The organism is Aerophototrophica crusticola, from assembly GCF_012913305.1.
GTDB classification, from domain to species: Bacteria; Pseudomonadota; Alphaproteobacteria; order Azospirillales; family Azospirillaceae; genus Niveispirillum; species Niveispirillum crusticola.
In genome coordinates this window covers 411,727-431,867 of the sequence record NZ_CP051775.1, presented here as the reverse complement: position 1 = coordinate 431,867, position 20,141 = coordinate 411,727, and the positions used below count along the sequence as shown (strand labels likewise).

General features: G+C 70.6%; 23 protein-coding genes and 1 tRNA gene. 10 read left to right on the top strand and 14 right to left on the bottom strand.

The window, feature by feature from the left end:
- Positions 1–60: 60 nt before the first annotated feature.
- From HHL28_RS02020 to HHL28_RS18160, 3 genes are read right to left on the bottom strand one after another with little or no spacing between them, the layout of a single operon-like run.
- Positions 61–1,113, bottom strand: coding sequence for a hemerythrin domain-containing protein (locus HHL28_RS02020; RefSeq protein WP_083699219.1), 1,053 nt, complete (start codon positions 1,111–1,113; stop codon positions 61–63).
- A gap of 60 nt (positions 1,114–1,173) precedes the next feature.
- Positions 1,174–2,649: a cation:proton antiporter gene (locus tag HHL28_RS02015; protein WP_169654586.1), complete on the bottom strand. Its 1,476-nt coding sequence runs from the start codon at positions 2,647–2,649 to the stop codon at positions 1,174–1,176.
- Positions 2,650–2,688: 39 nt separating this feature from the next.
- Positions 2,689–2,817 carry a hypothetical protein gene (locus tag HHL28_RS18160; protein WP_404326286.1) on the bottom strand — a complete coding sequence of 43 codons (129 nt, stop codon included), beginning with the start codon at positions 2,815–2,817 and terminating at the stop codon, positions 2,689–2,691.
- Between the two features lie 261 nt (positions 2,818–3,078).
- Between HHL28_RS18160 and HHL28_RS02010 the strand changes: the two genes are divergently transcribed.
- Complete coding sequence (locus tag HHL28_RS02010) at positions 3,079–4,212, top strand: sensor histidine kinase (protein ID WP_075771893.1); 1,134 nt, start codon at positions 3,079–3,081, stop codon at positions 4,210–4,212.
- Between the two features lie 48 nt (positions 4,213–4,260).
- Here HHL28_RS02010 and HHL28_RS02005 read toward each other — a convergent pair whose 3' ends face one another.
- Together HHL28_RS02005 and HHL28_RS02000 are read right to left on the bottom strand one after the other, a co-directional pair.
- The gene (locus HHL28_RS02005) at positions 4,261–5,286 is read right to left on the bottom strand and encodes a fatty acid desaturase (protein ID WP_404326283.1); all 1,026 of its coding nucleotides are present in this window, start codon (positions 5,284–5,286) and stop codon (positions 4,261–4,263) included.
- Positions 5,287–5,562: 276 nt separating this feature from the next.
- A complete protein-coding gene (locus tag HHL28_RS02000; RefSeq protein ID WP_075771256.1) occupies positions 5,563–6,234 on the bottom strand; it encodes a LuxR C-terminal-related transcriptional regulator in 672 nt (223 codons plus the stop codon).
- 227 nt (positions 6,235–6,461) lie between these two features.
- Between HHL28_RS02000 and HHL28_RS01995 the strand changes: the two genes are divergently transcribed.
- Entirely contained in the window at positions 6,462–7,349 is an 888-nt protein-coding gene (locus tag HHL28_RS01995; protein WP_075771255.1) for a hypothetical protein, read from the top strand.
- A gap of 277 nt (positions 7,350–7,626) precedes the next feature.
- On the opposite strand, the gene HHL28_RS01990 is transcribed toward HHL28_RS01995, so the two are convergent.
- Positions 7,627–7,701: transfer RNA gene (locus tag HHL28_RS01990), tRNA-Val, on the bottom strand.
- A gap of 193 nt (positions 7,702–7,894) precedes the next feature.
- On the opposite strand from HHL28_RS01990, the gene HHL28_RS01985 reads away from it, so the two are divergent.
- From HHL28_RS01985 to HHL28_RS01965, 5 genes are all read left to right on the top strand, one after another.
- Positions 7,895–8,788, top strand: coding sequence for an N-formylglutamate amidohydrolase (locus tag HHL28_RS01985; protein ID WP_075771254.1), 894 nt, complete (start codon positions 7,895–7,897; stop codon positions 8,786–8,788).
- A 7-nt stretch (positions 8,789–8,795) separates the two neighbouring features.
- Entirely contained in the window at positions 8,796–9,308 is a 513-nt protein-coding gene (locus HHL28_RS01980) for a GNAT family N-acetyltransferase (RefSeq protein ID WP_075771253.1), read from the top strand.
- Between the two features lie 349 nt (positions 9,309–9,657).
- Positions 9,658–11,055 (top strand): alpha,alpha-trehalose-phosphate synthase (UDP-forming), encoded by a 1,398-nt coding sequence (gene otsA / locus HHL28_RS01975; RefSeq protein WP_075771252.1) that lies wholly within the window; start codon positions 9,658–9,660, stop codon positions 11,053–11,055.
- On the top strand, positions 11,052–12,005 hold the full coding sequence (locus HHL28_RS01970) for a glucokinase (RefSeq protein ID WP_075771251.1): 954 nt from the start codon (positions 11,052–11,054) through the stop codon (positions 12,003–12,005). Before otsA ends, HHL28_RS01970 begins: the two co-directional genes overlap by 4 nt.
- 57 nt (positions 12,006–12,062) lie before the next feature.
- Positions 12,063–12,503: a PRC-barrel domain-containing protein gene (locus HHL28_RS01965; RefSeq protein WP_075771250.1), complete on the top strand. Its 441-nt coding sequence runs from the start codon at positions 12,063–12,065 to the stop codon at positions 12,501–12,503.
- An 11-nt stretch (positions 12,504–12,514) separates the two neighbouring features.
- On the opposite strand, the gene HHL28_RS01960 is transcribed toward HHL28_RS01965, so the two are convergent.
- The 8 genes from HHL28_RS01960 to HHL28_RS01925 all read right to left on the bottom strand — a co-directional run bounded on the left by HHL28_RS01960 (position 12,515) and on the right by HHL28_RS01925 (position 17,731).
- Positions 12,515–13,396 carry a DUF2167 domain-containing protein gene (locus HHL28_RS01960; RefSeq protein WP_075771249.1) on the bottom strand — a complete coding sequence of 294 codons (882 nt, stop codon included), beginning with the start codon at positions 13,394–13,396 and terminating at the stop codon, positions 12,515–12,517.
- Between the two features lie 175 nt (positions 13,397–13,571).
- The gene (locus tag HHL28_RS01955; protein WP_075771248.1) at positions 13,572–14,054 is read right to left on the bottom strand and encodes a F0F1 ATP synthase subunit B family protein; all 483 of its coding nucleotides are present in this window, start codon (positions 14,052–14,054) and stop codon (positions 13,572–13,574) included.
- Entirely contained in the window at positions 14,054–14,701 is a 648-nt protein-coding gene (locus tag HHL28_RS01950) for a F0F1 ATP synthase subunit B family protein (protein ID WP_404326280.1), read from the bottom strand. The genes HHL28_RS01955 and HHL28_RS01950 overlap by 1 nt, the downstream gene beginning before the upstream one ends.
- A gap of 215 nt (positions 14,702–14,916) precedes the next feature.
- Positions 14,917–15,141 (bottom strand): ATP synthase subunit C family protein, encoded by a 225-nt coding sequence (locus HHL28_RS01945; protein ID WP_075771247.1) that lies wholly within the window; start codon positions 15,139–15,141, stop codon positions 14,917–14,919.
- A gap of 71 nt (positions 15,142–15,212) precedes the next feature.
- On the bottom strand, positions 15,213–15,956 hold the full coding sequence (locus tag HHL28_RS01940; protein WP_404326278.1) for a F0F1 ATP synthase subunit A: 744 nt from the start codon (positions 15,954–15,956) through the stop codon (positions 15,213–15,215).
- Between the two features lie 75 nt (positions 15,957–16,031).
- The gene (locus tag HHL28_RS01935) at positions 16,032–16,406 is read right to left on the bottom strand and encodes an AtpZ/AtpI family protein (RefSeq protein WP_075771246.1); all 375 of its coding nucleotides are present in this window, start codon (positions 16,404–16,406) and stop codon (positions 16,032–16,034) included.
- A 190-nt stretch (positions 16,407–16,596) separates the two neighbouring features.
- The gene (locus HHL28_RS01930) at positions 16,597–17,103 is read right to left on the bottom strand and encodes a copper chaperone PCu(A)C (RefSeq protein WP_075771245.1); all 507 of its coding nucleotides are present in this window, start codon (positions 17,101–17,103) and stop codon (positions 16,597–16,599) included.
- Between the two features lie 4 nt (positions 17,104–17,107).
- The gene (locus HHL28_RS01925; protein WP_075771244.1) at positions 17,108–17,731 is read right to left on the bottom strand and encodes an SCO family protein; all 624 of its coding nucleotides are present in this window, start codon (positions 17,729–17,731) and stop codon (positions 17,108–17,110) included.
- A gap of 176 nt (positions 17,732–17,907) precedes the next feature.
- On the opposite strand from HHL28_RS01925, the gene HHL28_RS01920 reads away from it, so the two are divergent.
- The 3 genes from HHL28_RS01920 to HHL28_RS01910 all read left to right on the top strand — a co-directional run bounded on the left by HHL28_RS01920 (position 17,908) and on the right by HHL28_RS01910 (position 20,106).
- Positions 17,908–18,438: an EndoU domain-containing protein gene (locus tag HHL28_RS01920; protein ID WP_075771243.1), complete on the top strand. Its 531-nt coding sequence runs from the start codon at positions 17,908–17,910 to the stop codon at positions 18,436–18,438.
- A 24-nt stretch (positions 18,439–18,462) separates the two neighbouring features.
- Positions 18,463–18,783, top strand: a complete 321-nt coding sequence (locus tag HHL28_RS01915; protein WP_075771242.1) for a hypothetical protein — start codon at positions 18,463–18,465, stop codon at positions 18,781–18,783.
- 381 nt (positions 18,784–19,164) lie between these two features.
- A complete protein-coding gene (locus HHL28_RS01910) occupies positions 19,165–20,106 on the top strand; it encodes an L-lactate dehydrogenase (protein ID WP_075771241.1) in 942 nt (313 codons plus the stop codon).
- The last annotated feature ends 35 nt before the right edge of the window (positions 20,107–20,141 follow it).

Below are 20,141 nucleotides of genomic sequence, written 5' to 3'. Positions count from 1 at the left end.
ACCGGGAAGGCCGTGGGCCGGCCACCCCCGCGCCGGATGGCGCGGGGGCCCGGCCTGCGGTCAGCGGGCGGCGGGGGTGGCGCCGTCACGCTGCCCTTGACCCTCGCCCAGCCTGGCCTGCAGGGTGGGCAGCGCGTCCGCGGTGATCCGCTGGGCGGCTTCCAGGATCTTGACCTGGGAGGCCAGCCAGGCGCGCGTGGCCGACCGGGCGTAGTCGCGCTGCGCCTCGGCCACCTCGCGGCCCGTCTTGCAGCGCATCAGCCGCTGGGACAGGGCGACGCCCTCCTGGAGGGTGGTGGACAAGTGCTCGTTCCAGTGCCGGCGGACCTCCGCCAAGCCCCGTACCGCGACGTTTGAGGCCGAGGCCACGGCCTGCAGGTCGCCGGCCGTGCTGGATGCCGCTTCCCGGTAGATCCCCGCCGCATCGCCCAGGGAGGCGGTGGCGCGCCGGACACCCTCGGCCATCCGGCCGGCCCCCTCGCGGGCGGCGTCCCCCACCGCGTCGCTGGCCTGTCGGATGGTGGTGGCCGCTTGGCGCGCCGCCTCGCGGGATGCCTGCTCGGCGGCCTCACGGGTGCGCTCCACGGCCTGGGCAGCCTCCGCCTCCCGCTGGACCTCCTCGCGGGCGGCCTTCGCGTCGGCCTTGGCCTGGTTGGCCTCGTCGCGGCGGTCCTGCTCCGCCTGGGCAGCGCCGGACTGCATCTTCCCGGCCACGCTGGTGGCCTCCTCGCGGCTCAGCACCTTCTGCACCGCCGGCAGCAATTCCTTGCGGTCGTCGCGGACGCTCTGCTGGAAAGCCTTGCGCAGCGACGCGAGACCCTGGGTAAATGCATCGCCGTCCTTCGGCACTTGGCCCAGCTCCTTGAGCTGGCGGAGGATGGCCTTGTTGTCCTCACGGGCGGCCGCGGCCAGGGCCTTGGTCTCCTCGTGCTTGGCCAACATCGGCAGCAGGTGCTTCTCTTCAAGCTCCGCGACGAGGTGGAGTTCGGATGCCAGCTCGGCGAAGATGGTCTCGCGCTTCTTCGATGCGCCATCCGAGGTGTCGGCGAGACGCCCGAACAGGTCATTGATCTTGGCGGGGCCGATCTTCATCGCGTGATGGATATTCATCATTCAGTCCTTTTGTTGCATCACCTCATGTGGTGCAGTGCAACATGGATTGCGATGACTATATCAGTCAGGATGTATATTGTTCCGGAATCGCCACATTTTCTCGTTATATTGCGCATTGGTGATGCGGGCTTTGTTGTACCAGCAGACAGGCACCAGCCACGCCCCTGCCATTTCACCCGAACTTTCCAGGGCGCCAGTAATCCGACATCGGTCAGGGTGGGGCTGGCTGCTCGGAACCGATCGCCGCCCCAGCCGGTGGGGGCTTTTTGGGGCGTTGGCATCGGCCCGGGCGCGGTCGAGCCAGCGCATGGCCGGCGTGACCGTGGTGCCGTGCAGCAGCACCGAGACGAGCACGACAAAGCCGGCCAGGGCCCAGAGATCCGCCGCCTCCGCCCAAGGCGCCTCGTTCAAGGCGTAGGCGAGATAGTAGAAGCTGCCGACCCCGCGGATGCCGAAGAAGCCGATCGCCAGGGCCTCCCGCCCCGGCATGCCCAGTCCCGCGAACCCGGCCAGGGCTGCCAGGGGGCGGGCGACGAACAGGAAGGCGAGGCCCGCCGCCGCCGCGCCCCAGGTCAGCGGCGCCAGGAGCCCGTGGCCGAGCGCCACCCCGAACAGCACGAGCACCGCCATCATGAGCAGCCGCTCCACCTGCTCCGCCAAATCGTGCAGCCGGTCGTGGTAGCGATGCCCGCGCTCCAGGTGGCGGAAGGCCAGCGCCGTCACGAACACGGCCAGGAAGCCGTAGCCGTGCGCCATCTCGGTGATCCCATAGCTCAGCAGCGTCATGGCCAGGGCGACGAAGCCATCGCCGGTGCGCGACAGCCGCGCCCGGTTCGGCAGCCGGAAGGTGAGCCAGCCCACGCCCAGCCCCACGGCCCAGCCCACCGCCACGCCGGCCGCGAGCTTCCAGGCCACGTCGACGAGGAGCCAGTCCCACAGCCAGGACAGGCCCTCCGGCGGCACCCCGCCCGGGGGCAGCGCCGTGCCGAGCCAGGCGGCCACGGCCAGGGCGAGGTTCGTGAAGGGGAAGGCCAAGCCGTCGTTGAGGCCGGCCTCGGAGGTGAGGCTGAAACGCACCTCGTCCTCCTCGCCGGAGCGGGGCGGCCCCACCTGGACGTCGGCGGCCAGCACCGGGTCCGTGGGAGCCAGGGCAGCGCCCAGCAGCAGGGCGGCGGCGACACCCAGCCCGCCCAACGCCCAGCCGAGCAGGGCGGCCGCGGCGATGCTCAGCGGCATGGCCACGGCCAGCAGCCGCCACGTCGCCTGCCAGGGGCGCCAGCCAGGGGGGCGGTCCAGCTTCAGGCCGCTGCCCATGAGCGCGATGATCACCAGGAATTCCGTGACCCGTTCGGTGGCCGCGGGATAGGCGAGCGGCAGCGGGGCGCCCGGGTCGGGGATGGCCCCGGAGAAGATCCAGCCCAACCCGACACAGACGATGGGCAGGGACAGGGGTGCCTCACGCAAGAGCATCGGCAGCCAGGCAACCAGCAGCACCAGCAGGCCCACGGCGACCATGACGAGAATGTAGGGGTCCATCAGGCCTTGTAACGGTTCCGGATTGCGGGTGCCGCCCGGTCAGGGGCGGCGGTCGGCGCGGGCGGCCAGCAGCTCCAGCAGCAGCGGCGAAGGGAAGGCCTGCCCGGCAACCCAAGCCACCGTACGGCCGTGCTGGACGGCGCCATCTCGCGGCCTCCCCTCGATCATTGCTGCGCGGCTGCAGGCCCGGACCCCGCAGATCCCAAACCGCCGGCGCGACCTGCCCGTCACGCGGGACATCGGCGCAGCCCCGGCTATTCCGGGCTGGCAGCGGGCGTGGCTGCCCCCCTAAACCCCTGGTTCCCCGGAGGCCCATGGCCGGCCCGAACCTGCCCCTTCTGGCGGCTCGCTTCCCGTGCCGGGCCCCTGTACGCTAACGTACTGTGATGGTTGGCCCAGGCCACGCGGCGGGGCACGGGGGACGGCGGATTGGACGAAACGGGCGGAACCAGCCACGCCTCGGTGCTCGCCGACTTCGGCGAGTTCTCCCTCAGGGCCGGGGACCTCGGGGACGTGCTCCACGAGGCCTGCCGCCTGGTCGGCCGGGGGCTGGGCACGGACCTGGCCAAGGTCATGGAGATGCGGCCGGACGGGTCGCTGCTGGTCCGGGCCGGCGTGGGCTGGTCGGCGGGCGTGGTGGGGCACACGGTGGTGCCCAACCTGCCCGGCTCCTCCGAGCACGAGGCCCTGCGCACCAACCGGCCCTTCGTGATCGACGACGTCGCGGCGGAGACGCGGCTGACCGTGCCGGACTTCATCCGGGCACATGGCGTGTCCTCCCTCGTCAACGTGCCGATCCCCGGCGCGGGCACCGCCGCCCCCTTCGGCCTGTTGCAGGTGGACAGCCGGGCGGCGCGGAAATTCGGGCCGGCGGACACCGACTTCCTGCGCGCCTACGCCAACCTGCTGGCCTCCGCGGTGGAACGGCTGCTCCTGCTCCCCGCCCTGCGGGACGCGCTGGAGGGGCGGGACCGGCTGCTGCGGGAACTTCAGCACCGGGTCAAGAACAACCTGCAGGTCATCACCAGCCTCGTCCAGGTGCAGGCCGCCCAGGCCGGGACGGCGGAGACGCGCCGTGAGCTGGAAGTCGTGGGGCAGCGGGTCGAGGCGATGCGGCTGCTGCACGCGCGGCTTTACGTCGGTGGAAGCGTAGACGCCCTGGACCTCGCCCCCTACCTGCGGGATGTGGCGCAGGGGCTGGTGGGGTTGCGTAGCGACGGCGCGGCCGCGGTGCGGCTGGAAGCGGACCTGGAGGACATGCGGGCGGCGGTGGACGTGGCGGTGCCGTTGGGGCTGGTGGTGAACGAGTTCGTCACCAACAGCCTGAAGCACGCCTTCGGCGGCGGCCCCGGGACCTTGGGGCTCATGCTCAGGGCCTTGCCCGGCGGGCTGGCGCGAATCGTGCTGTGGGACGACGGCAAGGGCCTGCCGCCGGGGCCGTCGGCGACAGGCACCGGGCTGCAGATCATCGAGGGCCTGGCACGGCAGGTCGGGGCCACCCACCGCTGGGTCACGGGCGGCGGCGCGCGGCTGGAGCTGGAGTTCACCCCGAGCGCGGGCTGAGGGACAGCCCGAGTTCTCGTCAGGGACAAACGAACCCGTCGGCGCCCGTCATGACTGCCGCACCGGCGCCCCGCGGCAGGCCTCGGCGAAGGTGACGAGGCGCCGGGAGCCCTCGTCCCAGAGGGCCAGCCGGGCGCAGCGCAGGCTTCCCAGCAGGGTGAGCCGGTTGATCCGCCCCAGGGCGTCGTGGCCCTCCAGGCATTCCTGCAGGCGGTAGTTGGGCACGCGGCTGTCCAGGTGGTGGACGTGGTGCAGGCCGACGTTGCCGGTCAGCCACTGCAGCGCCCGCGGCAGCACGTAGTAGGAGCTGCCGCTCGGCGCCACCCGGTGGAAGTCCCAGTCCCCGCCCCGCTCCCACACGGCGTCGCCGTGCTGGTGCTGCACGTAGAACAGCCAGCCGCCGACCCAGGCGGCCACGCACACCGTGGGGACCAGCGCCAGCAGCACCGGCGCCACCCCGCCCGCCAGGGGCGCCAGGGCGGCGACGGCCAGGGCCAGGGCGGCGTCCAGGGCGGCGACGTCCCGCCAGGCGGCGCGCCAGGGCAGGCCCATGCCGTTCGGCAGGCGCTGCAGGACCAGGAAGTTCAGGGGCGACCCCACCAGCACCAGCGCCACCGGGTTCCGGTACAGCCGGTACCAGAGCCGCCCCGCCCAGGGCAGGGCCCTGTACTCGCGCACCGTCAGGGTGCGGACGTCGCCGACGCCGCGCCGGTCCAGGTCCCCGGTCGTGGCGTGGTGCAGGGCGTGCGCCCGCTTCCAGCTGTCATAGGGCGTGGCGGTCAGCAGGGACAGGGCCCGCCCCAGCCGGTCGTTGGCGGCGCGGCTGCGGAAGTAGGAGCCGTGGCCGCAGTCGTGCTGGATCGTGAACAGCCGCACCAGCAGCCCGCCCGCCGGCAGGGCCAGCAGCAGGCCCGGCCACCACGCCTCCGCCGCCGCCCAGAGCATCAGCCCCACCAGCAGCAGGAACGGGGGCACGGTGGTGGCCAGCTGGCCGATGGCCTTGCGGGTCATCGGTTCCCGGTAGGCCCGGCAGTGCCGCGCCAACTCCCGCGCGAGCGTCGCCGTCAGCGGCACCGCCGCGGGCGCCGCGCCCGCAACCGTCGGGGCCGGCGGGGAAGATGGCGCTGACAATTGTCCCATGGACATTCAAGGTCCTCTCGCCGGGCGACCCCAGCTGTGACGTGGGGCTGGCAGGAGGACAGGGGAAAGTGGCAAGGCCGCGCTCCGTCCAGTGTCGGGCGGGGGCGCGGCATCTCCCTCAGTCGCCCGCGGCCAGGACCGGGCGGGCGATGGGAACCATATGGGGCGTCCCGCCCATTGTTCCAGGGGCAGGGCCGCGGGCCGGAACCCTCAGGGCCGGACCCCGCCGGCCACCCTCGGCACCGGCGGGCCGAGGGCCGGCCCCAGGCCGTTCGCCAGGGCCCAGATGGCCGCCTGGGTGCGGTTGGCCACGTTGATCTTCCGCATCACGGTCTTGAGGTGCACCTTCACCGTGGCCTCGGTGATGCCCATCGCCTTGCCGATGGCCTTGTTGCAGGCGCCCCCAGGCAGCATGCCCGCCACCTCCGCCTCACGGGCTGACAGCCCAGCGGGCGGCGCGCCGGCTGCCGGCGGGCCCCGGCCCACCAGCCCCGGTGCCTCCGGCGGGAAGACCTTCCCGCCCAGCGCCACCACGCGCATGGACTGCGCCAGGGCGGCCAGGGGGACGTTCTTTCCCAAGCAGCCGTCGCCGCCCGCGGAGAACAGCGCGGCAAGGACCTGGGCCGTGGGGCTGTCGGAAAGGTGGAGCACCCGCGCCCCAGGCAGGGCCGCCCGCGCCGCGAGCACCTCCCCCGGCATCGCGTCGGCCGCCGCCCCCAGCAGCACCAGGCCGACGGCTCCCGCGCCCGGGTCCAGCAGCCGCAACGCAGCGGTGATGTCCGACGCCTCCGCCACGATCCTGAAATCTAGCGCCAGGAGGCGGCAGAGGCCGGCCCGGAAAAGCCGGCAGGGATCGACGACCATGATGCGGATTCCGTCCATGACGCCATTCCCCCGCCCCGGAATGGGGCTTTCCCACCGTAGCACCCCGGCCGGGCGGCCTGCCCCACTCTTCCGGCATGGAAATGTCCCGAACGGGCGGCCCCCGCGCCTGCGCGTCGGGGCGGTGGGCTGTCCCGCAGGGCCCCGGGGCCGGCGCGACGTTCGACCTTGCCGGTGGTTGACCCCGCGACTACCGCGACGTGCGGCGGCAACAAGGGGGAACGACCATGGACCGGGTCAACACCTATGGAACGACGGCGACGGCGGCAAATGCCACCGGCGGGACCGCTGTGGAGGTCGTCCCCGCCGCCCGCCGCATCTCCTGGGGGGCCGTGTTCGGGGGCGTGGTGCTGGGCCTCGCCCTGAACCTGCTGCTGAGCCTGCTGGGGATCGGCATCGGACTGACCACCGTGGACCCGGCCCAGGTCGGCGGCTCGCCCGCCGCCAGCTCCCTGGGCATCGGCGCGGCCATCTGGTGGGTGCTGAGCATGCTGGCAGCCATGTTCGTGGGCGGCTACGCGGCCGCGCGGCTGGCAGGCGTCTTCCAGCGGGGGGACGGCATCCTGCACGGGCTGGTGACCTGGGCATTCCTGCTGCTGCTGACCTTCTACCTGCTGACCTCGGCCATCGGCGGCCTTGTCGGCGGGGCGTTCAGCACGCTGGCCGGTGGCGTCCGGGGTGCCACCGGCGCCGCCCAGCAGGCCGCCGAGGGCAGCGGCATCACCGGCGGCCAGGTCGCCCAGCAGGCGGACCGCCTGGTGGCCCAGATAGCGCCCAACGCCACACCGGACCAAGTGGCCCAGGCGAGGCGGGAACTCGCCGGCATCGCCCCGCAGTTCCTGCGCGGCGGCGAGCAGGCGGCCCAGGCCCGCCAGCAGGCCACGGACATCCTGGCCCGCACCGCCGGCGTCCCGGCGGAGCAGATCCGGGCCCAGGTGGACCAAGCCCTGCAACAGGCGGAAACGCAGGCCCGCCAGACGGCCGAGACCGCCGCCAATGCCGCAAGCTCCGCCGCGATTTGGGGCTTCGTCGCCCTGGCGCTGGGTGCCGCGGCCGCCGCGGCCGGCGGTGCCACGGGCACCCGCAGGGTCGGGATCGCGCCGCCCGCATCCTGAGCGACCACACGCGGTGGCGGGGGCCGGCTTGGCCCCTGCCATGGGAGCGCCGGGCCCACAGGGGGTAGCGACACCGCGCGGGGGAAGGTCCCCGCGCCCGTGCGCGCGCCGGGGGTGGGTCGTTGGCACCTTGTTGTCCCGTACTCGCCCGCACGGCTGCCCGGTCCAGCCAAGCCTGCGGACGCCCGAATGCTGCAAACCAGCGGCTGGTCCGTCCCGACCGGTGACCGGGTAGGAGCCGATACCTGCTGACTGCTTTATGTTACTTGGGGAAGGATGGTGGGCGCGACAGGGATTGAACCTGTGACCCCTACGATGTCAACGTAGTGCTCTCCCGCTGAGCTACGCGCCCATCCTTGGCATCCATCGGGCGGCTGCCCGGCTTCGCCTTAAACCGGCCGGGTGCGGGCCCCGGCGGCGGAGCGGGGGTGTATCACCGTGTGGCGGGCTTGGCAACCCCCTGCTTGCATCTCCATGGCGGAATTTTCGAGGACGCCCCCGGCGGCAGGTGGAAGGCCCCCTCTGTTTCAGCTACATCATCATGGATGGACCATCCCCGTGCCACAGAAAGCCCCGTGATCGGCGACGTCTACCGCATCCTGGCGCCGGCGCCCCAGACGCTGCCCGTGGTGCTGGCGTCGCCGCACAGCGGGTCGGCCTACCCGGACGCGTTCCTCGCCGCCTCGCGCCTGGACGCCAAGGCCCTGCGCCGGTCCGAGGACTGTTATGTGGATGAGATTTTCGCGCCCGCCGCGGCCTTGGGGGCGCCCTTGCTGGCCGCCCTGTTCCCCCGGGCCTTCCTGGACCCGAACCGGGAACCGTTCGAGCTGGACCCCGCCATGGTGGAGGGCCCCCTCCCCGGCTATGCCAATACCCGCAGCCCCCGCGTGGCGGCCGGGCTGGGTACCATCGCCCGCGTCGTGGCCAGCGGGGAGGAGATCTATCGCCGCAAGCTCCGCTTCGCCGAGGTGATCGAGCGGGTGGAGACCTGCTACTACCCCTACCATGCCGCCCTGCGCCGGCTGGTGGACGCCACGGTGGCCCGGTTCGGCTATTGCATCCTGGTGGACTGCCATTCCATGCCCAGCATCGGCCTGCCGCCCGAGGCGGCGGAGACCGGCACCACCGACATCGTGCTGGGCGACTGCTACGGCACCGCCTGCGCCAGCCCCATCGTGGCGGCGGCGGAGGCGACGCTCCAGTCCCTGGGCTACACGGTCAGCCGGAACGCGCCCTATGCAGGCGGCCACACGACGCGACATTATGGCCGCCCGTCGGAAGGGGTCCACGCCTTGCAGGTGGAGCTGAACCGCAGCCTGTACATGGATGAGGTCACCCTGGAGCGCCGGCCCTATTTGCCCGTCCTGGCCCGGCACATGGAGCTGGTGGTGGGCGCCCTGGGGGCGCTGCCGGGGCACCGGTTGAAGCCCAAGCGCTGAGGGAGCGATGCACGGCACACCACCCCTTTCCGTGCGGGAGGCGACGTCCGCCGATGCCCCCGCCATCGCCGCCATCTATGCCCCCGCGGTGCTGCACGGCACGGCCAGCTATGAGGAGGAGCCGCCCGACGCGGCGGAGATGGCCCGCCGTATGGCCGATGTCCAGGCCAAGGGCCTGCCCTGGCTGGTGGCGACGGAGGGGACACGGGTGCTGGGCTATGCCTATGCCAGCCCGTTCCGCACCCGCCCGGCCTACCGCTTCACCATCGAGAACTCGGTCTATGTGGCCGACGGCGCGCAAGGCCGCGGGGTGGGGCGCCTGCTGATGCAGGATTTGTTGGGGCGCTGCCGGACCTTGGGCTTCCGCAAGGTCGTTGCCGTGATCGGCGACCGGCGGAACGAGGGGTCGGTGCGGCTGCACCGCTCGTTGGGCTTCGCCGAGGCCGGCGTGCTGCCGGGGATCGGGGTGAAGTTCGGCCAGGAACTGGACCTGCTGCTGATGGTCAAGGCCCTTCCTTGACGCCGCCACGCATGCACCGGTAGGCACGCTGGACGCGGGCAAAGAAAAAGGCCGCCCCGTGAGGGACGGCCTGAGTTTAGGGAGGAAACGCCCAAGAAGTGCGTTACGACAGAGGAGCGCCGTAGCGCCCGTGTCGCACTGCAAAATATGCTCGCCCGCCCGGCGTTGTGCAAGTGCAAAATCGCGGGACCGGCATGCGCGCATAAACCTTGTTTCTCCAGGGACTTGGCGGTAGTCGCCGCTCCCCGCGATGTTGCGTCGCAGCAAAATCAGGGAACTTCCGGGGTGCAACCCGGCCGCTTCCCTGCCGTTACCCCTGGTATGTGCCCGGATACCAGGGATTGAAGCCGTGAGCCGACTCGTCGCCGTTTCGAACCGCGTCGCCCCCGTCGAGGAGGGCAAGACCCAGGCCGGCGGCCTTGCCGTGGCAATCCAGGAGGCGCTGAAGCGCCGAGGGGGCATCTGGTTCGGCTGGAGCGGCCAGACGGTGGACACACCGCCGGATGCGCCGTCGCTGGCCCAATCCGGCCGGATCACCTTCGCCACGCTGGGCCTGACCCAGCGGGACCTGGAGGAATATTACAACGGCTACGCCAACTCCACCCTCTGGCCCCTGTTCCATTACCGGCTGGACCTGGCACAGTTCAGTGGCCGGACCTATTCGGGCTACCAGCGGGTCAACAGCCTGTTCGCCAGCCGCTTGGCACCCCTGCTGCAACCGGACGACATCGTCTGGGTGCATGACTACCACCTGATCCCCTTCGCCGAGCAGCTCCGCAGCATGGGGTTGGGGCAGCGCATGGGCTTTTTCCTGCATACCCCCTGGCCCGCGGCGGAAATCCTGGTGGCCTTGCCGGCCCATGAGGCGCTGGTGCGGGCCCTGTGCGCCTATGATCTGGTCGGGTTCCAGACCGGCAGCGACCTGTTGAGCTTCGCCAACTACATCCGGTTCGAGGCGCAAGGCGAGGTGGAGGACCTTGGCCCCGGGCAGGGCTGCCGCATCCGCGCCTTTGGCCGGACCATGGTGGCTCGCGCCTTCCCCATCAGCATCGACACGGACGTGCTGGCAGGCATCGCCACGCAGGCGGCCGACACGGTGCAGATGCGGCGGCTGAAGGAGAGCCTGGTGGGCCGGGCGCTGATCATCGGCGTGGACCGGCTGGACTATTCCAAGGGCCTGCCGCAGCGGTTCGAGTCGTTCCAGGCGCTGCTGGACGCCTATCCCGCCAACCAGGGGCAGGTCAGCTTCATGCAGGTGGCGCCCCCGTCCCGCACGGACGTGGCCGAGTACCAGGCGATCCGGCGGGAGCTGGAAGCCCTGGCCGGCCATATCAACGGCCAGTTCGCCGAGTTCGACTGGGTGCCCATCCGCTACCTGAACAAGAGCTTCAGCCGCAAGGCCCTGGCCGGGTTCTATCGCCATGCCCGCATCGGGCTGGTCACGCCCCTGCGCGACGGCATGAACCTGGTGGCGAAGGAGTACGTGGCCTGCCAGGACCCGGAAGATCCGGGGGTGCTGGTGCTGTCCCGCTTCGCCGGGGCCGCGAAGGAGCTTGACGCCGCGCTGGTGGTCAATCCCTATGACGTGCGGGCCGTGGCGGAGAACATGCAGCGCGGCCTGACCATGCCCCTGCAGGAGCGGCGCGAGCGCTACGAGGCGATGATGAAGGTGTTGCGCGAGAACGACATCACCCATTGGCGGGAGACGTATGTGGACACCCTGTCCCAGGTCGGGGGCACGGCATGACTGCCGCGGACAGCCTGATCGCCGACATCGGCGGCACCAACGCCCGCTTCGCCCTGGTGGGGGCCGAGGGGCCCGCCCATTCGGAGCGGGTGCTACGCTGCGCCGACTATCCCACCCTGACGGAGGCGGCGAGGGCCTATCTGGCCGGGCAAGGCGTGCGCCCCCTGAACGCCGCCTTCGCCTTGGCGGGGCCGGTGACCGGCGACCGCATCCGCATGACCAACCTGCCCTGGGAATTCTCCATCCGCGACGTGCGCGACGCGCTGGGGCTGGATCGGCTGGATGTGATCAACGACTTCACCGCGGTCGCCCTGGGCATCCCCGAGTTGGGTGCCGCCGACAAGGTGCAGGTGGGCGACGGGGAGCCCGTGGCGGGCTACCCGGTGGGCGTGCTGGGCCCCGGCAGCGGCCTGGGCGTGTCTGCCCTGATCCCCGGCCCGGGGGGCTGGACAGCGCTGGCGACGGAGGGTGGCCACGTGACCATGGCCCCCATCACCGACCGGGAAAGCGCCGTGCTGGCGCAGCTGCGCAAGACCTATGAGCATGTCTCGGCGGAGCGGCTGGTCTGCGGCCCAGGGCTGGTGAACCTGTACGACACCCTGGCCTACCTGGACGGGCTGGAGCCGGAGAAGCTGACCGCGGCGGAGATCTCCGACCGAGCCCTGGCCAGGCGCGACCCGGTGTGCGTGGAGGCGCTGGAGATGTTCTGCGCCATGCTGGGCACCGTGGCGGGCAACCTGGCCCTGTCCATCGGTGCGCGGGGCGGGGTGTTCATCGCCGGGGGTATCATCCCCCGCTTCCTGACCGCCTTCACCCACAGCCGCTTCCGCAAGCGCTTCGTGGAGAAGGGGCGGATGCGGGACTTCCTGGGCCCCATCCCCACCTATGTTGTCACGCACCCCTACCCCGCCTTTCTGGGGTTGGCGGCGCAGGTGCGGCGCCCGGCCTGAGGGAACGGCGGGCTTGGCGGCCGGTTGGGGGAGCGCCCCCAGTCGGAAGGTCCACCCATGCGTCGCGCCTTGTCCCTGCTCCTCCCCGTCCTGCTCGCCGCCCCGGCCTGGGCGGAGCCGAACCTGAAGATGGGGGCCGGCAACGCGGCCCTGGAAGGTGGCCTTTCCAGTGCCGAGTCGCTGCTGGGCCGTTCGGTGGAAACCAGCGACGGCCGCCTCGCCGGCCGCGTCACCGACGTACTGTTCGACCTGCAGGCTCGGCGGGCCGCCATCGTCGTGGCCGGCGACGGCCCGGCCGGACCCCTGGCAAAGGCCTCGGCCGTGCCGTGGGAGGAGGTGCAGTTGCAGGAGGACCGCACCGTCCTGCGCATCCCCCACACCACGGACCAGTTCGTAGCCCTGCCGGAGTACAAGGACCCGGAAATCGGCAACGAGACGCTGAAGGAGGACAGGCCGAAGGAAGGGCCCAAGGACCTGTCCCAGACGCCGTCGCGCTGAGCGCCGCGCACTCACACGCCGGGGCTGCCGCCCTTGCCAAGGCGCTGGCGTAGCCAGCGGAAACCGGCCAGCAGCGGGATGACCAGGAACACCCCGAACTTCTTCAGGAAAGGCAGGGCCAGGGCCAGGATGCCAGTGGCAACCTTGAAGCCGGCCTTGCCCTTCAGGATTCCCACCGCGAGGCCGGCGAGGCCCACGCCAGCCACCACGTCCCCCGCGGAGAAGTCGCCATACTGGTGGCCCGGGTCGAAACGGTAGCGGTCCAGGGTCGGGCGCATGGTGTCGGCCGCGTTGGTGAACTGCGCGGGATCGCCTACCCAGATCAGGCGGGAATAGCCGTTTCGGGACAGCTTCAGGGCAGTGGCATTGATGGACTGCCCATCGGTGCTCTCGACCCGAATCGCCCACCAGAGCGTGTTGTTGACCTTGTCATAGTGCGGTGGCTCAGCCCACCCCGCGACTTTCAACAGCGGCACGCCGGCCTTGGCGCGGGCCTTATTGCCCTCTTCCGTGCCCTCAATGAAGGAGTCCAGCAGGGAATTGGCGTCAGTGGTGCTCCAGTCATCGTCCTTCACGTAGCCGATGGGATCGTGGCTGATCACCACGAAGCTGTTGGCCAATGGGCCCTCGGTCTTGACGACCAGCCCCTCGACATCGTCGTAGCCCTTGATGCCCTGGAGGAAGGACATGACCGCGCCGGCCTCGGTGCCGGTCACGATGGCCTCATCGGCTTCTGTGGTCATGCTGGCGGCAATGGAGCCGACCTTGTAGGCCTTGGGCTCCGTCTGCCAGTTGAAGTCGGACAGCTGCTTGGCGGAGCCATCGGGCACCTGGGCCGATGCCGGGCCGGCAAGCAAAGTGAACAGGGCCAGGATGGCCGTGACGATACGCATGGTTCCCCCGTCCATGGCGCCCCACCCCCGCGGGGTCGCGTCTTCGACCAGGGGATCATAGCCGGCGACTACCCCTTTTGAACGCATAAATCCATGCGCGCTGTGGGGTTGAGCCGGAAAAGCAAAAGGGCGCCGTTTCCGGCGCCCTTGGTAGCTTCGGCTGCGGTGACCGGGGTCAGTGCAGCTTGGCCGGCAGCTCGGCGATGGCCTGGTTGACCAGCACGTCGTTGCGGGCCTGGTCCAGGTTCTGGACCAGCAGCTTTTCCGTGGCGGCCACGGCGATGTCCACCGCCATGTCCCGGACCTGCTGCAGGGCCTGCGCCTCGGCCTGGGCGATCTTGTCCAAGGCCTGGGCCTCGCGGCGCCGCAGGGACGAGTCCAGGTCGGTGGCGGCCTGGCGACGCAGGCGGTCGGCCTCCTCACGGGCGGAAGCGATGATGGCCTCCGCCTCCTTCAGGGCGTCGCGCTGCTTGCGCTGGATCTGGGCGAGGGCCGCCTGGGCGTCCTCACGCAGCTTCTGCGCCTGCTCCAGCTCGTTGCGGATGCGCTCGGCACGGGCGTCCAGGCCCCCGACGATGCTCTTGCCCGCCATCTTGATGACGATCCCGACGAAGATCAGGAACGCCAGGGCAACCCAGAAATACGGGTTCTCGATCATCAGGCAGCCCCCCGCATCACGCTGTCAACGGCGGCACCGGCATCATCGGCGCTGGGGGCGACGCCCACCAGGCGCTCCACCGCGGCCTGGGCGGCCTCGGCGGCGACGCCGCGGACATTGTCCAGGGCCGTCTGCTTGGCCGCCAGGATGCGTTCCTCCGCGGCGCGGGTGCGCTGCGCCAGGTCGGCGCCCAGTTCCGCGTTGCGGCGGGCCGTCTCGGCATCCGTCGCGGAAACGGTCTCGGCCATCAGCTTCTGCGCGCTGGCGCGGGCGTCGGCCAGGGCCTTGTCATAGGCCTGCATCACGCCCTCGGCCTCGGTCTTCAGGGCCGTGGCCTTCTCCAGGTCGTTGGTGATCTTTTCCTGCCGGGCTTCCAGCACCTCGGCGACGCGGGGCAGCGCCACCTTGGACATCAGCCAGAACAGGAGGCCGAAGGTGATCGCCAGCCAGAACACCTGGGAGGCGTAGCTGGCAGGGTTCAACTGTGGCAGGCCGCCGGAGCCATGGTCGGCACCGTGGGCCGCCGCATCGGCGGCATGGCCGGCGGCCCCTTGGCCCGCGGCCTCGGCCAGGGCGGGCTCCGCCAGCGCGACCGCCGCGAGCGCGGCGACGGCAAGGCAGGCGCACCAGCGCGAAAGGCTTTGCACTCGCATCTACGCACCCATCCGTGATGGGGGCCGGCCGGTTGCCCGGCCCTGCCCGATCCTTGCCAGCACCGGCTGGCCCAGGGCCGCCCCGCCGGGGGAAGGCCCATAAGACACCGCCGTCGCTTGCCCTGCCCGGTCGGGCAGGATGTCGCGACGGCGGCGAACCCGGCGCTGTAGCGCGTCCGCCGGCGAGCCGGCGGCCGGACCGTCCGGCCTTAGCCGAACAGGATCAGGAAGGCGATGACGAGGGCGAACAGGCCCGCGGCCTCGGTCAGGGCGAAGCCGATGAAGATGAAGGTGCGGTAGGCCGGGATGGCGGCCGGGTTCCGGGCCGCGGCCTGGTACAGGCCGGAGAACAGGTTGCCGAGGCCGATGCCGACGCCCAGCAGGGCGAGCATGGCGAGGCCGGCGCCGATGAACTTTGCGGCTTCAGCTTCCATTTTGACGATCCTCTAGGTTTTGACGGTTTGCGCGTCGGGTTGACTTGAGGTGAAGGGGTAGCGGCGCCGGATCAGTGCAGTTCCAGCGCGTCGCGGAGGTACACGCAGCTGAGCAGCGCGAAGACGTAGGCCTGGATGCAGGCAACCAGGAACTCCAGCCCGAACAGCGCCACGTTGAGGGCGACCGGGATCAGGCCGGCGGCGTAGCCGATGCCGCCCAGGCCCGCCAGGGTCACGCTGAAGCCGGCGAACACCTTCAGCATGGTGTGGCCCGCCAGCATGTTGGCGAACAGACGGATGGACAGGCTGATCGGCCGCACGAAGTAGCTGATCACCTCAATCGGGATGATCAGCGGGGCGATGAAGCCGGGCGTGCCCTCGGGAAGGAAGAAGTGGAAGAAGTGCAGGCCGTGCCGGGCGAAGGCCAGGATGGTCACGAACACGAACACCACCATCGCCAACGCGAAGGTCACGATGATGTGGCTGGTGAAGGTGAAGGCCGTGGGGATCAGGCCCAGCAGGTTGCCGAACAGGATGAAGATGAACAGCGAGAAGATGAAGGGGAAGTACCTGCGCGCCTGCGGGCCCGCATTCTCCCTCACCATGTCCGCGACGAATTCGTAGAGGATCTCCGCCATCGACTGCAGGCGGCCCGGCACCATGGCACGGCCGCGCATTCCCATGATCAGCAGGCCGGCGCTGAGCAGCACGGCGAGGACCATGAACAGGGCGGAGTTGGTGAAGGACAGGTCGAGATCGCCCACCTGGAGGGGGATGTACCGCTGGATCTCGAACTGGTGCAACGGATCAGCCACGACGCCCTCATTCCCCATGCCCCGGCTGGGCCGGGATCGGTTGGCGCGCATGCCCGGGACGGGCCGGCGCCTTGTTCATTCCGCCCCGGGACCAGCCTTGGGAGGGCCGTCCCCGGAAGCCTTGAAACCCGCCGCGTACCCCTGGCCGTTGGCGACCCGGTACACGTTCATGAACCCTGCGAGCGCGCCGACGAAGACGCCGATGATCAACCCCCAGGGGGCGATCCCCAGCCACTTGTCCAGCCCGAGCCCGAGGAGGAGCCCGAGGATGACCCCGGCCACCAGCTCGACCCCGATCCGCAGGCCGAGGCCCATGTCACTGCCCCCGGACCCGTTGCCCATCGCCTCGTAAGGCGACGGCTCCACCGGGTCCAGACCGGCGACACGCCTCGCTTCCCGCAGCCGGGCGTCCAGTTCCGCCAGGGAAGGGGGTTGGCGCTCATCACTCACAACGCCCCTCCGTCCGCCGGAGTTGTCCACCGCGCGAAAGCGGCGGCACCATACGGGCGGCACCCCACCCTGTCAAGCCCGTACCCCTGAGCACCAAACCATTGAAATTGCTGGAAATCTGCCGTGCCACGCGGGCAATGCTGCACTGCGTCGCAGGGTGGGGTGGCCGGATAGGACCAAAGAACAAGGCCTAGCGCCCCGTGGTACCGGCCCCCTGCCCACCTTTGTGGGCGTGGTTGTGCCCGGCATGGGCGGCGGGTTCCTGGCCCGGGGCCCAGACCTGCACGGTGACCGGCAGGGTCCCGGCCTTCTCCAGCGTCAGGGCCAGGGGGAAGCTTTCCCCCGGCTTCAGCGGGCGCTTCAGGCCCATGAGCATGACGTGGTAGCCGCCCGGCTTCAGCACCACCGACCCGCCGGCCGGCACCTCGATCCCGCCTTCCACGGGCCGCATGCGGGCGACGCCGCCCTCCATCAGGTGGGTGTGCAGCTCCACCTTCTCCGCCACGTCGGGCGCCGCGGCGGCCACCAGCCGGTCGGGGGCGGTGCCCGGGTTGGACAGGGTCAGGAAGGCGCCGCCGTTGCGGGCCTGGCTGGTGGTGGCGCGGGCCCAGGCCTCCGTCGCCGTCACGTCGGCACCCCAGGCGGCGGGGCTGAGCAGGGCTGCGGCGAGGGCGGCGGCTAGGGTCAGGCGGGACATGGCGTCAGCCCTTCATGTGGGTTCGGATGGCCTGGGCCATCTCGGCCGGGGGCGTGCCGCGGGCGAAGACGGTCAGGAACTCCCCCTGCGGGCCCATCAGGTAGGTGTAGGTGCTGTGGTCCATGGTGTAGTCGCCGGCACCGGCCCCCTGCTGCACCTTGGCGTAATGGGCGCGGTAGGACTTCACCACCGCGTCCACCTGGGAAGGGGAGCCGGTCAGGCCCAGGATGCCGGGATGGTAGAGGGCCACATACTCCGCCAGGGCCTGGGGCGTGTCCCGTTCCGGGTCCACCGTGACGAACAGGGGCTGGACCCGGGCGGCGTCGGCGCCCAGTTCCCCCAACGCGGCACCCATCACCTGCAACTCCGTCGGGCAGATGTCGGGGCAGTTGGTGAAGCCGAAGAAGACCAGCCGGTACTTGCCGGCGAAACTCTCGTTCGTCACGGGGCGGCCGGTGTGGTCCACCAGGTTGAACGGGCCGCCGATGGAGACGGCGGGCACTGACAGGCCGGCGGTGGTGCCGCCGCGGCGCTGGTCCTGTTGCACCGTCCACCAGGCCACCACGGCGGCGAGGGCGAGGCCGAGCAGGCTGGCGATGAGAATGCGGATCAGGCGGGCGCGGTTCATGGGCATTCTGTCCGACAGGCGGTCTGGCCCCGGATGTGGGGCGATCCCCTTCCTGCCCCAAGGGGCGGAGTGTCGCAAGCTGCCCCCTCAACAGAACCCTCCTTCGGTGGTAATATACCAGACACCTGCAACCCCGATCCGCGCGCCCGGCTATGCCGCCTGCCGAGAGGTTCCCCATGCGCCATGCCGCCCTGCTGTTGCTGCCCCTGCTCATCGTGGCTTCCACCGCCGCGTCGGCCGAGGCCCCGTCCTGCAAGGACAAGTCGTTCGGCTGGTCCACCACCCAGCCATCCCTGAACCTGCGCCATGTCTTCTGCGGCGAGTACAACAAGAGCGGAAAGCCCGTCGGCGCCCATTCCATGCAGATCATGGCCACATCCCCGGACGTGAAGTCCGTCGGTGCGCCCAGCGTGACCTACAACGGCCTGACGGTCCGGCCGGTGACCTTCAGCAACGGCGCGCAGTTGGCCCGGAAGAGCTTCTACCCCGACGCCTGCACCATCCCGCAGATCACGGAGTCGGCCCTGTACGCCGCCGCCAATTCCAAGCCGGTGAATGGTTGGCAGCAGGGACCGTCCGCGCCGAAGACGGGAGGAGCCCAGTACTGCCTTGACAGCAAGGGCCAGCCCTTCACCATCCAGTTCGCCTGGCTGGGACAGGGCAAGGACCGGATCAACACGGCCTTCCCGATCGTTCCCACCCCATGACCCCCTGACCGGTAGGCGGACCCCATGACCACCCCCCCTCCCCTGCGCCTGTTCCGGACCGAGGAAGGCCATTTGCGGGCGCAAGGGGACGGGGACTGGTCCCACCTGGCCATGTTCCTGGTGGTGGACCTGAACGGCGACAGCGGCCTGTTGGCGGAACTGGAAGAGGCCCTGGCCGACCCGGGCCGGCATTTCCGCACCGTGGGCAACGTGTATGAGGTGGTGCGGGAGGGGGACCTGGTCCGCTTCGAGGATCTGCACCACGACACGGTCACCCACCTGCCCGCGGCCGGCGTGCTGGCGGGCTTGAGGCAGTGGCGGGACGCCTTCGCGACCGGTGACTAAGTTGACCTTAAGGTGACCAAGGTGACCTTGAGGTGACGCTTAACGTTACCGGCGTCACCTTGTATGGGATTGAAGTCATTGAGGTTCGCCGCTTAAGGAGACAAAGGCGACCGGGTCGGGTTCGTGTCACCTTAAGGGGAACCCATAGGTCGCATAAGCGGGCGGCCGCGTGTTCCGACGGCTTCCGCCGGCGGCTGTCGGATTACGGAGCCTCTGGCTCCTAATCCGACCTACGATTCACTGTGTCCAAGACCAGTCGAGCATGACAGTTCTTAGGAATTTTGTCCAATGCGCCCTCGGCATGGGTCCGGATTGACCCAGCGCAATCCCTTTCGCCCGCCGCACGGTTAATCTCCCGAAGGTCGAACCGGGAGGAATGCCATGAAGATCGGGATCGTCGGGGCGGGAGCCGTGGGCAGCACCGCCGCCTATGCCATGCTGATGCGCGGCGTGGGCAGCGAGCTGGTGCTGGTGGACCGCAACACGGAGCTGGCGGAGGCCCAGGCGCGAGACATCCTGCATGCCACCCCCTTCGCCTATCCGGCGCGGGTGCGGTCGGGCGGGTATGGTGAGCTGGACGGGGCCGGGATCGTGGTGCTGTCCGCCGGGGCCAACCAGAAGCCGGGGGAAAGCCGGCTGGACCTGCTGTCCCGCAACGCCGCCATCTTCGGGGAGATCATCCCCCAGGTGCTGGACGCCAGCCCCGACGCGGTGTTCCTGGTGGCCACCAACCCGGTGGACGTGATGACCCAGGTCAGCGCCGCCATCGCCGCCAAGCACGGCGTACCCGCCTGCCGGGTGATCGGGTCCGGCACCATCCTGGACACGGCCCGGTTCCGCGCCCTGCTGGCCCGGCACCTCTGCGTCAGCCCCAAGTCGGTGCACGCCCATGTCCTGGGGGAACATGGTGATTCGGAGGTGCTGCACTGGTCCACCGCCAAGGCCGGCGGCCTGCCGGTGGAGGAGGCCGGGCGGCAGTTGGGCAAGCCCCTGACCGACGCCGACAGGGCCCATATCGACGATGAGGTGCGCCACGCCGCCGCCGCCATCATCAAGGGCAAGGGCGCCACCTGGTTCGGCATCGGCGCCGGCCTGGCCCGCTTGGCCCAGATGGTGCAGGACGACGAACAGGCCCTGGCCACCTGCTCCATCCTCACGCCCGAGGTAGCGGGGGTGAAGGACGTGGCCCTGTCCCTGCCCCGGCTGGTGGGCCGCAGCGGCGTGGTGGCGACCCTGGAGCCAACGCTGACCGGGGAGGAGGAGAAGGCTCTGGCGCGGAGTGCGGGGATACTGAAGGCCGCGTTCGAGGGGGTGAGGGTGTGAGGCCCTGGCCAAGCAATGATGTCAGCCCGGGCTTG

Coding starts and splice junctions, on each gene's coding strand:
- HHL28_RS02020 (WP_083699219.1), bottom strand. CDS start 1,113: ATGATGAATATCCATCACGCGATGAAGATCGGCCCCGCCAAGATCAAT.
- HHL28_RS01965 (WP_075771250.1), top strand. CDS start 12,063: ATGCGTCGCGCCTTGTCCCTGCTCCTCCCCGTCCTGCTCGCCGCCCCG.
- HHL28_RS01960 (WP_075771249.1), bottom strand. CDS start 13,396: ATGCGTATCGTCACGGCCATCCTGGCCCTGTTCACTTTGCTTGCCGGC.
- HHL28_RS01915 (WP_075771242.1), top strand. CDS start 18,463: ATGACCACCCCCCCTCCCCTGCGCCTGTTCCGGACCGAGGAAGGCCAT.
- HHL28_RS01925 (WP_075771244.1), bottom strand. CDS start 17,731: ATGAACCGCGCCCGCCTGATCCGCATTCTCATCGCCAGCCTGCTCGGC.
- HHL28_RS01930 (WP_075771245.1), bottom strand. CDS start 17,103: ATGTCCCGCCTGACCCTAGCCGCCGCCCTCGCCGCAGCCCTGCTCAGC.
- HHL28_RS02015 (WP_169654586.1), bottom strand. CDS start 2,649: ATGGACCCCTACATTCTCGTCATGGTCGCCGTGGGCCTGCTGGTGCTG.
- HHL28_RS01980 (WP_075771253.1), top strand. CDS start 8,796: ATGCACGGCACACCACCCCTTTCCGTGCGGGAGGCGACGTCCGCCGAT.
- HHL28_RS01985 (WP_075771254.1), top strand. CDS start 7,895: ATGGACCATCCCCGTGCCACAGAAAGCCCCGTGATCGGCGACGTCTAC.
- HHL28_RS18160 (WP_404326286.1), bottom strand. CDS start 2,817: ATGATCGAGGGGAGGCCGCGAGATGGCGCCGTCCAGCACGGCCGTACG.
- HHL28_RS01995 (WP_075771255.1), top strand. CDS start 6,462: ATGGACCGGGTCAACACCTATGGAACGACGGCGACGGCGGCAAATGCC.
- HHL28_RS01910 (WP_075771241.1), top strand. CDS start 19,165: ATGAAGATCGGGATCGTCGGGGCGGGAGCCGTGGGCAGCACCGCCGCC.
- HHL28_RS01955 (WP_075771248.1), bottom strand. CDS start 14,054: ATGATCGAGAACCCGTATTTCTGGGTTGCCCTGGCGTTCCTGATCTTC.
- HHL28_RS02000 (WP_075771256.1), bottom strand. CDS start 6,234: ATGGACGGAATCCGCATCATGGTCGTCGATCCCTGCCGGCTTTTCCGG.
- HHL28_RS01920 (WP_075771243.1), top strand. CDS start 17,908: ATGCGCCATGCCGCCCTGCTGTTGCTGCCCCTGCTCATCGTGGCTTCC.
- HHL28_RS01945 (WP_075771247.1), bottom strand. CDS start 15,141: ATGGAAGCTGAAGCCGCAAAGTTCATCGGCGCCGGCCTCGCCATGCTC.
- HHL28_RS01970 (WP_075771251.1), top strand. CDS start 11,052: ATGACTGCCGCGGACAGCCTGATCGCCGACATCGGCGGCACCAACGCC.